This window comes from Sphingomonas endophytica, assembly GCF_001476895.1.
In the GTDB taxonomy this organism is placed as follows: Bacteria; Pseudomonadota; Alphaproteobacteria; order Sphingomonadales; family Sphingomonadaceae; genus Sphingomonas; species Sphingomonas endophytica_A.
Genome location: NZ_LDTB01000034.1, coordinates 21321 through 32273, shown reverse-complemented (window position 1 = coordinate 32273; position 10953 = coordinate 21321). Strand labels below are relative to the sequence as shown.

General features: G+C 68.9%; 7 protein-coding genes. 6 read left to right on the top strand and 1 reads right to left on the bottom strand.

All coding sequences use genetic code 11. From position 1 onward, the window contains the following. Positions 1-248 precede the first annotated feature (248 nt). The 6 genes from NS334_RS09895 to NS334_RS09870 all read left to right on the top strand — a co-directional run bounded on the left by NS334_RS09895 (position 249) and on the right by NS334_RS09870 (position 8631). Positions 249-1502, top strand: coding sequence for a nitrate/nitrite transporter (locus NS334_RS09895; RefSeq protein WP_058755804.1), 1254 nt, complete (start codon positions 249-251; stop codon positions 1500-1502). Positions 1503-1708: 206 nt separating this feature from the next. After that, entirely contained in the window at positions 1709-4177 is a 2469-nt protein-coding gene (gene nirB, locus NS334_RS09890) for a nitrite reductase large subunit NirB (protein WP_241491892.1), read from the top strand. A 5-nt stretch (positions 4178-4182) separates the two neighbouring features. After that, the gene (gene nirD, locus NS334_RS09885) at positions 4183-4512 is read left to right on the top strand and encodes a nitrite reductase small subunit NirD (RefSeq protein WP_058755803.1); all 330 of its coding nucleotides are present in this window, start codon (positions 4183-4185) and stop codon (positions 4510-4512) included. After that, on the top strand, positions 4509-7112 hold the full coding sequence (locus NS334_RS09880) for a nitrate reductase (protein WP_058755802.1): 2604 nt from the start codon (positions 4509-4511) through the stop codon (positions 7110-7112). Before nirD ends, NS334_RS09880 begins: the two co-directional genes overlap by 4 nt. Beyond that, complete coding sequence (gene cobA, locus NS334_RS09875; protein WP_058755801.1) at positions 7105-7872, top strand: uroporphyrinogen-III C-methyltransferase; 768 nt, start codon at positions 7105-7107, stop codon at positions 7870-7872. The genes NS334_RS09880 and cobA overlap by 8 nt, the downstream gene beginning before the upstream one ends. 51 nt (positions 7873-7923) lie before the next feature. Next, positions 7924-8631, top strand: coding sequence for a FadR/GntR family transcriptional regulator (locus NS334_RS09870; RefSeq protein WP_058755800.1), 708 nt, complete (start codon positions 7924-7926; stop codon positions 8629-8631). Positions 8632-9143: 512 nt separating this feature from the next. On the opposite strand, the gene NS334_RS09865 is transcribed toward NS334_RS09870, so the two are convergent. Next, entirely contained in the window at positions 9144-10943 is a 1800-nt protein-coding gene (locus NS334_RS09865) for an IlvD/Edd family dehydratase (protein WP_058755799.1), read from the bottom strand. Positions 10944-10953: the final 10 nt, after the last annotated feature.

Below are 10953 nucleotides of genomic sequence, written 5' to 3'. Positions count from 1 at the left end.
ACGTGGTGTGAACTTTGTGAACTTCCGCGCCCGGACCCGGCGCGATTGTGCCTTGCAACACGAACCGATTCGCGAGATGATCCGGATGTCGCGCGACGAAGCGCGGCAGCGGATGGCGCGCCCAATGCCGGGACGGTCGCCTCCTCAACCCTCGCAGCAAAGCCGCTGACCCGTTTCGCTCGCGCCATGTGCGCGCGTGCCGGGCCGCGGCTTTTTTTCGTGTTCATCTCCATTCAAGGGGACCGACCATGGCCACCGTCTTCGCAGACCGTTCCGGCGTCGCCGCGCCCGCGCGCGCATCCGCCGACCCGTCCGGCTTCTGGCAGGCCGGGCACAAGCCCACGCTGATCGCCGCCTTCCTCTATTTCGACCTCGCCTTCATGGTCTGGGTACTGCTCGGCCCGCTCGCGCCCGATATCGCGCGCACGCTGGCGCTGACCCCGGCCGAAAAGGGGCTGATGGTCGCCACCCCGACGCTGGCGGGCGCGATCCTGCGGGTCGTCAATGGCTTGCTGGTCGATCGCCTCGGACCGAAAAGATCGGGGGCGATCAGCCAGTTGATCGTGCTGGGCGGCCTGTTGAGCGCCTTCCTGCTCGGCGTCGACAGCTTCGCCGGCACGCTGGTCTTGGGCGTCATCCTCGGCTTCGCGGGCGCCAGCTTCGCGATCGCGCTGCCGCTCGCCAGCCGCTGGTATCCGCCGGAGCATCAGGGCAAGGCGATGGGGCTGGCCGGCATGGGCAACAGCGGCACCGTCTTCGCCGCGCTGTTCGCGCCGATGCTGGCCAGGCTGTTCGGCTGGAATGCGGTGCTGGGCCTCGCCTGCCTGCCGCTGGCGGCGGTGTTCGTCGCCTATATGCTGATGGCGAAGGATCCGCCGAACGCGCCCGCGCCGAAGCGGTTCGCAGATTATTTCGCGCCGCTGACGACCGCCGATGCGTGGTGGCTGATGGCGATGTACGCGGTGACGTTCGGCGGGTTCGTCGGGCTGGCGGCGTCGCTGCCGGTCTATTTCACCGACACGTTCGGCCTGTCCACGATCACCGCCGGCTATTGCACGGCGGCCTGCGTGTTCGCCGGGTCGCTGGTGCGGCCGATGGGCGGGGCGCTGGCCGATTCGGTCGGCGGCGTGAAGGCGCTGACGATCGTCTATGCGGTCGCCGCCGTGGCGCTGGCACTGGTCGGATTTGCGGGCAGCGTCGCGCTGGCGCTGGGATTGTTCGTGATCGCGATGCTGGCCCTCGGCACCGGCAATGGCGCGGTGTTCCAACTGGTACCGCAGCGGTTCGCCGCCGAGATCGGGATCATGACCGGGCTGGTCGGCATGGCGGGCGGCGTCGGCGGCTTCTATCTCGCCAGTTCGCTGGGCATGGCGAAGCAATGGACCGGCAGTTTCGCGCCCGGTTTCCTGATCTTCGCCGGGCTGGCGGTCGCCGCCCTGGTCGCGCTGACGGTGGTGAAGGCGCGGTGGCGCGAGGAATGGCGCACCGCAGCACGAATCTGACTTGACCGCCGTCCGCCAGTCGGTAGGCTGGCGGACATCGAGGACAGGGTTGTCCTCCCCGACATAGCCCGACCGGCCCGATGAGGGGTCACGACGGTTCAGATGATGGCAAGGCCGCCATCCAGACGCTGCTTCGACGCGGTGTCCGGATGGCGGCCTTTTTCGTTTTGGAGGCGAAGATGGACTTCCACGATTTCGGCCCCGACATGTCAGCCGGCGCGCTGTCGGTCGGCGCACCGGGCGCAGCCCGGCAGCATCTGGTGGTGATCGGCAACGGCATGGCCGGATGCCGCGCGGTCGAGGAACTGCTGGCCCGCGACGGCACGCGGCACCGCGTCACGATCTTCGGTGCCGAGCCGCATGTGAACTACAACCGCATCATGCTGTCGCCGGTACTGGCGGGCGAGAAGACGTTCGATGAGATCGTCATCAACGGCCACGACTGGTATAGCGATAATAATATCGAATTGATCGCGGGCGATCCGGTGGTGGCGATCGACCGCGCCGCGAAGACCGTCACCGCGCGGTCGGGGCGGAGTGTTTCCTACGACAAGCTGGTGATCGCGACCGGCTCCGATCCGTTCGTCATCCCGGTGCCCGGCCACGACCTGCCCGGCGTGATCGGTTTCCGCGACATGAAGGACGTCGACGCGATGCTCGCCGCCGCTGCCGCCGGCGGCGACGCGGTGGTGATCGGCGGCGGGCTGCTCGGGCTGGAGGCGGCGCATGGCCTCAGCTTGCGCGGCATGAAGGTGACGGTGCTGCACCTGATGCCGACGCTGATGGAGCGGCAGCTCGACGAGTCCGCAGCGTGGCTGCTGAAATCGGCGCTGGAGGCACGCGGCCAGACGGTGCTGTGCGGCGCGGACACCGCCGCGATCGTCGGCGACGGCAAGGTGGAGGCGGTGCGCCTCAAGGACGGCCGCGAAATCCCGGCCAGCCTCGTCGTCATGGCGGTCGGCATCCGCCCCTCGGTGGCGCTGGCCCGCGCCGCCGGGCTGGCGGTCGGGCGCGGTATCCAGGTCGACGATCATATGGTGACGAGCGATGCCGACGTGCTGGCGGTCGGCGAATGCGTCGAGCATGACGGACAGGTCTATGGCCTCGTCGCGCCGCTCTGGGACATGTGCCGCAGCCTTGCCGACGGCCTGCTGGCGCGCGAGAACCCGTACCGTGCGGCGGCGACCTCGACCAAGCTGAAGGTCGCCGGCCTCGACGTCTTCTCCGCCGGCAATTTCTCGGGCGGCGACGGGTGCGAGGACATCGTGCTGCGCGACGCGGCGCGCGGGGTCTATAAACGCGTCGTGCTGAAGGACGATCGCGTCGTCGGCGCGGTGCTGTACGGCGATACCGGCGACGGCGGCTGGTATTTCGACCTGATCCGAAAAGGAGAGAGCGTCGCCGATCTTCGCGACGTGCTGATCTACGGGCAAGCCTTCGCCTCCGGGGGTGGGCAGGCGGACCCTAAGGCGGCCGTTGCGGCGCTTTCCGACGATGCGGAAATCTGCGGCTGCAACGGCGTCTCCAAGGGCAAGGTGCTGGCCTGCATCGCGGGTGGGGCGCACAGCCTCGATGCGGTGCGTGGTGGGTGCAAGGCCTCGGCGAGTTGCGGGTCGTGCACCAACATTGTCGAGAACCTGCTGGCCCTCGCACTCGGCGACGAGGTGCAGGCCGGCGCCAAGACGATGTGCAAATGCACCAGCTACGGCCATGACGACGTGCGCCGCGCGATCGTCGAGCAAGGCATGGCCTCGATCCCGGAGGTGATGCAGACGCTGCACTGGTCGACCCCGGACGGCTGTTCGTCGTGCCGCCCGGCGCTCAATTATTATCTGCTCTGCGCGCTGCCCGGCAACTATGTCGACGACCAGCAAAGCCGCTTCGTCAACGAACGGATGCACGCCAACATCCAGAAGGACGGCACCTATTCGGTCGTGCCGCGCATGTGGGGTGGCCTCACCAACCCGCGCGAACTGCGCGCGATCGCCGACGTGGTCGAGAAATACAACGCGCCGATGGTCAAGGTGACTGGCGGGCAGCGGCTCGACATCTTCGGGATCAAGAAGGAGGACCTGCCCGCGGTGTGGGCGGACCTGAACGCGGCCGGGATGGTCAGCGGCCACGCCTATGGCAAGTCGCTTCGCACCGTGAAGACGTGCGTCGGCAGCGAATGGTGCCGGTTCGGCACGCAGGATTCGACCGGGCTGGGCGTCAAGATCGAGCGGATGACCTGGGGGTCGTGGATGCCGCACAAGTTCAAGATCGCGGTCAGCGGCTGCCCGCGCAATTGCGCCGAGGCGACGATCAAGGACTTCGGCGTGGTCTGCGTCGACAGCGGCTACGAACTGCATGTCGGCGGCAATGGCGGGATCAAGGTCCGCGCCACCGACCTGTTGTGCAAGGTCGCGACCGAGGAGGAGGCGATAGAGCATTGCGCCGCCTTCATCCAGCTCTACCGCGAGGAAGCGCGCTATCTGGAACGGACCGCACCGTGGATCGAGCGCGTCGGGGTCGAGTATCTCCGCGCGCAGATCGCCGACGATGCCGACCACCGCGCCGAACTCGCCAAGCGCTTCCATCATTCGCAATCCTTCTCGCAGGAGGACCCTTGGGCCGCGCGTGCGGCGGGTGCCGAGAGCGAGCTTCACCAACCCCTTCTGGCCGCAGCGGAGTGAGCGCCATGACCGACTGGATCGACATCGGCACGCTGTCCGACATTCCGCCGCGCGGCAGCCGCACGGTGAACCTGCCCGGCGCGGACCCGATCGCGGTGTTCCGCACCCATGACGACCGCATCTTCGCGCTCGTCAACCGCTGCCCGCACAAGCACGGGCCGCTGAGCGAAGGGATCGTCCACGGCCATGCGGTCGCCTGTCCGCTGCACAATTGGCGCATCAGCCTGGAGACGGGCGAAGCGCTGGGCGACGATCGCGGCTGCACGCCGACCGTCGCGGTGCGGATGACGGGCGACCGTGTGGAAATCGCGGTGCCGATGAAGGTGGCCGCATGACCCTCGCCGGGGCGGGGGGAGCGGTGATCCGCACCACCTGCGCCTATTGCGGCGTGGGCTGCGGTATCCTCGCCGAACGGACCGGCGAGCGCGCGCTGACGATCCAGGGCGACCCCGATCACCCCGCCAACCATGGGCGGCTATGCTCCAAGGGCACGCATCTGGGCGAGACGGTCGGGCTGGACGGACGCCTGCTCCACCCGATGATCGGACAGCGGCGCGCCACCTGGAACAAGGCGCTCGATCTCGTCGCCCGTCGTTTCCGCGAGACGATCGCCACCCATGGACCCAACAGCGTCGCCTTCTACGTCTCCGGCCAGTTGCTGACCGAGGATTATTACGTCGCCAACAAGCTGATGAAGGGGTTCATCGGTTCGGCGAACATCGACACCAATTCGCGGCTGTGCATGTCGAGCGCGGTCGCCGGGCAGATGCGCGCGTTCGGCGAGGATGTGGTGCCCGCCGATTACGACGATCTCGACGCCGCCGAACTGATCGTGCTGGTCGGGTCGAACACCGCCTGGTGCCACCCGATCGTCTATCAGCGGATCCGCGCCGGGCGCGCGAAGCTGGTGGTGATCGACCCGCGCCGCACCGAAACCGCCGACGAGGCCGACCTTCACCTGCCGCTGAAGCCCGGCAGCGACGTGCTGCTGATGAACGGGCTGCTCGCGCATTGCCGGCGCGAGGGGGTGCTGGACGACGCGTATCTGGACGCGCATGTCGCGGTGCCGGACGATTTCTGGACGACGATCGACGATGGGCACGACCTGTGGAGCGTCGCGAAGGGCTGCGATCTGCCGGTGGCCGATGTGCAGCGCTTCTTCGAGTTGTTCGCCGCGCATCCGCGCACAGTCACCCTGTTCAGTCAGGGGATCAACCAATCGCTGCGCGGCACCGATCAGGTCAATGCGATCCTCAACCTTCATCTCGCGACGGGCCGCATCGGCAAGCCCGGCGCGGCGCCCTTCTCGATCACCGGGCAGCCCAATGCGATGGGCGGACGCGAGGTCGGCGGGCTGGCCTCGACGCTGGCCGCGCACATGGACTTCGCGCCCGCCCACCGCGCCCGCGTCCAGCATTTCTGGGCCGCGCCGACGATCGCCGAAAAGCCCGGCCTGAAGGCGGTCGACCTGTTCCGCGCGATCGCCGACGGGCAGGTCAAGGCGCTGTGGGTGATGGCGACCAACCCCGCCGTGTCGATGCCCGATGCGGCGCGGGTTCGCGATGCGCTCGCCGCATGCCCGTTCGTCGTCGTCAGCGACGTGATCGCCGAAACCGACACCAGCGTGCACGCGCATGTCCGCCTCCCTGCCGCCGCTTGGGGAGAGAAGGACGGCACCGTCACCAACTCCGAACGCCGCATCAGCCGCCAGCGCGCCGTCCTGCCACTGCCGGGTGAAGCCAGGCCTGACTGGTGGATCATCGCGCAGGTCGCGCGACGCATGGGCTGGGGCAGCGCCTTCGCCTATGACCGCCCCGCCGACATCTTTCGCGAACATGCCCGGCTGTCGGCCTATCAGAACGACGGCGCACGGGTGTTCGACCTGCGCGCGCACGCCGCGATCGGCAACGCCGCTTACGACGCGCTGGGGCCGTTTCAATGGGGTGGGACGCCGTTTGCGGACGGGCGCTTCTCGACCGCCGATGCACGCGCGCGGCTGGTGACGGTGACGCAGCGCGCGGCGGAGGCGGTGCCGCCGCGCTGGCCGCTGACGCTCAACACCGGACGCTATCGTGACCAGTGGCACACGATGACGCGCACCGGGCTCAGTCCGAAGCTGGCGCGGCACCGCGAAGAACCGCTGATCGAGGTCCATCCGGGCGACGCCGGCGCGCTGAAGGACGGCGGGCTGGCGCGGGTCGAGACGCCGCAGGGCGCGACACTCTACCGCGTGCGCGTCACCGATGCGCAGCGGCCGGGCGAATTGTTCGCGCCGATCCACTGGACCGACCGCACCGCGCGCGGCGGGCGCACGGGTCTGCTGCCGCGCGCCCTGGTCGACCCGCATTCGGGTCAGCCCGGGTTCAAGCAGACCCCGGCCGCGATTGCGCCGGTCGCGCTCGACTGGCACGGCTTCGCGATCGTACGCGGCGCGCTGGCCACGATGCCCGACACCTTGTGGGCGACGCGCGTGGCGTTGCCGCAGGGCGAGTTGTGGGAACTGGCCGGTGACGGAGATCCCGCCGCGCTCGACCGGCTGTTGCCGCGCGGCGAGCGTGTCGAGGCGGTCGATCCGGCACGCGGCACCCGGCGGGTCGCGGTGCTCGACGACGGGCGACTGACGGCGGTGCTGTTCGTCACGCGGACCGGCGAGCTGCCGCCGCGCGACTGGCTGGCGGCGCAACTCGGTGTCGAACACGGTCCGACGGTGCTGGCCGGGCGCGCGCCGGGAGCCAGCGTCGATCGCGGGCCGGTCGTTTGCGCATGTTTCGACGTCGGGCTCAACACGATCGTCGCGGCAATCGCGCGCGACGCCCTGGTCGACGTCGCGAGCGTCGGCGCAGCCCTGAAAGCGGGCACGAATTGCGGCTCGTGCCGCCCGACGATCGCGCGGCTGATCGCGGACACCCGGATGAAGGAGGCGGCCAATGGCTGAGGTATTCCCCGCGGGCATGGTGTGGCTGGTCGGCGCGGGACCGGGCGACCCCGACCTGCTGACGCGCAAGGCCGAACGTTTGCTGGCGGCGGCCGACGTGGTCTTCTACGACGCGCTGGTCGGTCCCGCGATCCTCGCGCTGGCCCCCGATGCCGAGTGGATCAGCGTCGGCAAGCGATCGGGCCGGCATTCGAAGGATCAGCGGACGATCGACGACCTCATCGTCCGCGCCGCGCTGGCGGGTCGGCGCGTGGTACGGCTGAAGGGCGGCGATCCGTCGATCTTCGGCCGCTCCACCGAGGAACTGGCGCAGTGCGCGCGCCACGGCGTGCCGGTCCGAATCTGCCCGGGCATCACCGCCGCGAGCGCGGCAGCGGCGAGCGCGCATACGTCGCTGACGTTGCGCGGGCAGGCGCGGCGGCTGACGTTGCTGACCGCGCACGTCCGCGCGGGCGAGCCGCTCGACATCGACTGGGATGTGCTCGCGCAGCCGGAGGCGACGCTGGCGATCTACATGGGGCGCGCCGCAGCGCCCGAACTGGCGCGCGCGCTGATCGACGCCGGACGCGCGCCCGACACGCCGGTGCTGGTCGCGGTCAACGTGTCGCTGCCCGACGAGCGGCTGATCCGGGGGCGGCTCGATGCGTTGCCTTTCCTCGTTCGCGCGATCGGGCGCGACGATCCGACCCTGCTGCTGATCGGCGAGGCGGTGGCACATGGCCCGGCACAGGTGCGCGCGTCGGTCATGCAAATATGTTAGACAAATAACCGCCGCTTTGCCTACATCGACCGACATCAAGGAGAGGCAGCGGTGAGGACGACGGAGCGACGCGGACCGGCACATATCGCGATCGCGCATGTTTTGGGGGTCGCGATCGTCACCGGCGCGCATCCTACCGGCAGCACCCTGCCCGGCGAACTGGAACTGGCCGAGCAATTCGGTGTCTCACGCAGCGTGATCCGCGAATCGCTGCGGATGCTGAACGCCAAGGGACTGGTCGAGAGCCGGCCGAAGGCGGGCACGCGCGTCCGCGAACGCGCGCACTGGAATCTGCTCGATCCCGAGATGCTCGCATGGATGTTCGAAGGTGCGCCGTCGCGCGACTTCGTCCGCAGCCTGTTCCAGCTCCGCATGATCGTCGAGCCCGCCGCTGCCGAACTGGCGGCCCTCCAGCGCACCGCGGGACAATTGTCGCGCATGGGCCATGCTCTGGAAGTCATGGCGCTGCACGGACTGCGCACGCAGGAGGGTCAGAGTGCCGACCAGCGCTTCCACGCCACGATCCTGGAAGCGACCAGCAACGAGTTGCTGGCCAGTCTGTCGAGCAGCATCGCCGCGGCGGTACGCTGGACGACGTTCTTCAAATATCGCACGCCGACGCAATATTGCGACCCGATCCCGCTGCACCGCACGCTGTTCGAGGCGATCGCCAACGGCGACGCGCCGGCCGCGAGGGCAGTGACGGAGGAATTGATCGGCGCGGCGCTGCGCGATACCGAAGCGGCGCTGGCATCGTAGCAGTGGGTCACGCGGGGGCGCGGAGGTGTTCCGCCCGCCGCCGCAGGTACGCCCCGACAAACCGCCCGCCTCGTCATTGCGAGCGTAGCGAAGCAATCCAGAGCGTCCTGGTCCGGCGCTGGATTGCTTCGCTACGCTCGCAATGACGGCGTTGTTGCGGTGACGGCGCGTCCGGCGCATCCTCTCTGCGCCTCCGCGTCCCTGCGCGAGTAAGCTTTGGTTCGCGCAGAGCACGCAAAGGACGCAGAGGTGTCGCGCCGCAGGCAGACTATCGCTCAGCCATCCCCGGGCCGAGTTGCTGCCGCGGGACCTCACCACGGACACTGCATCTCCGCGTCCTCAGCGTGCTCTGCGCGAACCATATTGGCGCGCAGAGACGCGGAGGCGCAGAGAGGTCAGCGACGCCGCGCCGCCCCGGTCATCTCGACAGGACACAAGGCCGCTGGCGCAGCCGCGAGGGTCGCCGCACCCGGCAACCCTCCGCGTCTCCGCGCCTCCGCGTGAACCAACCGTCAGTGGTTGTCGCGCGGCAGGCCCATGGTCTGCGCGATGCGCTGGTACTTCTCGGCCCCCTCCAGGATCGCGCCGGTGCTCATCTGGCCGACCACCGAGCGCTGGATCTCCTGCCACGGCGTCTGCGAGGCCGGGTATGCATAGCCCCCCGCCGCCTCCAGCGCCGCGCGCCGCTCCGCCAGTTCCGCGTCGGAGATCAGCACGTTGGCCGTCCCCTTGCCCAGATCGACGCGCACGCGGTCGCCGGTCTTGAGCAGCGCCAGGCCCCCCATCGCCGCCGCCTCGGGGCTGGCGTTCAGGATCGACGGCGACCCGCTCGTCCCCGACTGCCGCCCGTCGCCGATGCACGGCAGCGCATGGACGCCCTCGGTGATCAGATACGCCGGCGGGCGCATGTTCACGACCTCGGCCGCGCCCGGATAGCCGATCGGCCCCGCGCCGCGCATGAACAGCAGCGTCTCGGGCGTGATACCGGTCGCCGGATCGTCGATCCGCGCGTGATAATCCTCCGGCCCGTCGAAGACGACCGCCGGACCCTCGAACGCGTCGGGGTCGTTCGGGTTCGACAGATAGCGGTCGCGGAATTCGGGCGAGATCACGCTGGTCTTCATCACCGCCGCGTCGAACAGATTGCCCGACAGCACGATGAACCCGGCCTCTTCCTTCAGCGGCGCACCGTAAGGACGGATGACCTTCTCGTCCTCGATCGCCACGCCCCGGCAATTGTCGCCCATCGTGCGCCCATTGACGGTCAGCGCGTCCTCGGCGATCAACCCCTGTTCCATCAACTGGTTGACGACCGCCGGCACGCCGCCTGCGCGGTAATAATCCTCGCCCAGATATTCGCCCGCCGGTTGCAGGTTCACCAGCAGCGGCACCTTGTGGCCCTGCTCCTCCCAATCCTTGATCGGCAGGTCGACGCCGATGTGGCGCGCGATCGCCGCCAGATGGATCGGCGCGTTGGTCGAGCCGCCGATCGCGGAGTTCACCTTGATCGCGTTGTGGAAGGCGTCCTTCGTCAGGATGTCGGACGGCTTCAGATCCTCGGCGACCATCTCGACGATCCGCTTGCCGGTCAGGTACGACACCTCCTGTCGGTCGCGATACGGCGCGGGGATCGCCGCCGACCCCGGCAGCGACATGCCGAGCGCCTCGGCGAGGCTGTTCATCGTCGTCGCGGTGCCCATCGTGTTGCAATAGCCGGTCGAGGGCGCCGACGACGCCACCAGCCGGATGAACTCGGCATCGTCGATCTCGCCCGCCGCCAGCATCTGCCGCGCCTTCCAGACGATCGTCCCCGATCCGGTCCGCTCGCCCTTGTGCCAGCCGTTGAGCATCGGCCCCACCGACAAGGCGATCGCCGGGATGTTCACCGTCGCGGCCGCCATCAGCATCGCCGGGGTCGTCTTGTCGCACCCGATCGTCAGCACCACGCCGTCGAGCGGATAGCCGTACAGCACCTCGACCAGCCCGAGGTACGACAGGTTGCGGTCCAGCCCGGCGGTCGGGCGCTTGCCCGTCTCCTGGATCGGATGCACCGGAAATTCCAGCACGATCCCGCCCATCTCGCGCACGCCCTCGCGCACCCGCTCCGCCAGCACCAGATGGTGGCGGTTGCACGGGCTCAGGTCGCTGCCCGATTGCGCGATCCCGATGATCGGCTTGCCCGACCGCAGCTCGTCCAGCGACAGACCGAAGTTCAGATAGCGCTCCAGATACAGCGCCGTCATGTCGATGTTCGCCGGATTGTCGAACCACGCCCGGCTGCGCAGCTTCGTCGGATCTAGAGGGGCGGTCATGTCAGCAAAC

Bases quoted from the DNA above. Each gene is read 5' to 3' on its own strand.
- NS334_RS09895 (WP_058755804.1), top strand. From the start codon at position 249: ATGGCCACCGTCTTCGCAGACCGTTCCGGCGTCGCCGCGCCCGCGCGC.
- nirB (WP_241491892.1), top strand. From the start codon at position 1,709: ATGTCAGCCGGCGCGCTGTCGGTCGGCGCACCGGGCGCAGCCCGGCAG.
- nirD (WP_058755803.1), top strand. From the start codon at position 4,183: ATGACCGACTGGATCGACATCGGCACGCTGTCCGACATTCCGCCGCGC.
- NS334_RS09880 (WP_058755802.1), top strand. From the start codon at position 4,509: ATGACCCTCGCCGGGGCGGGGGGAGCGGTGATCCGCACCACCTGCGCC.
- cobA (WP_058755801.1), top strand. From the start codon at position 7,105: ATGGCTGAGGTATTCCCCGCGGGCATGGTGTGGCTGGTCGGCGCGGGA.
- NS334_RS09865 (WP_058755799.1), bottom strand. From the start codon at position 10,943: ATGACCGCCCCTCTAGATCCGACGAAGCTGCGCAGCCGGGCGTGGTTC.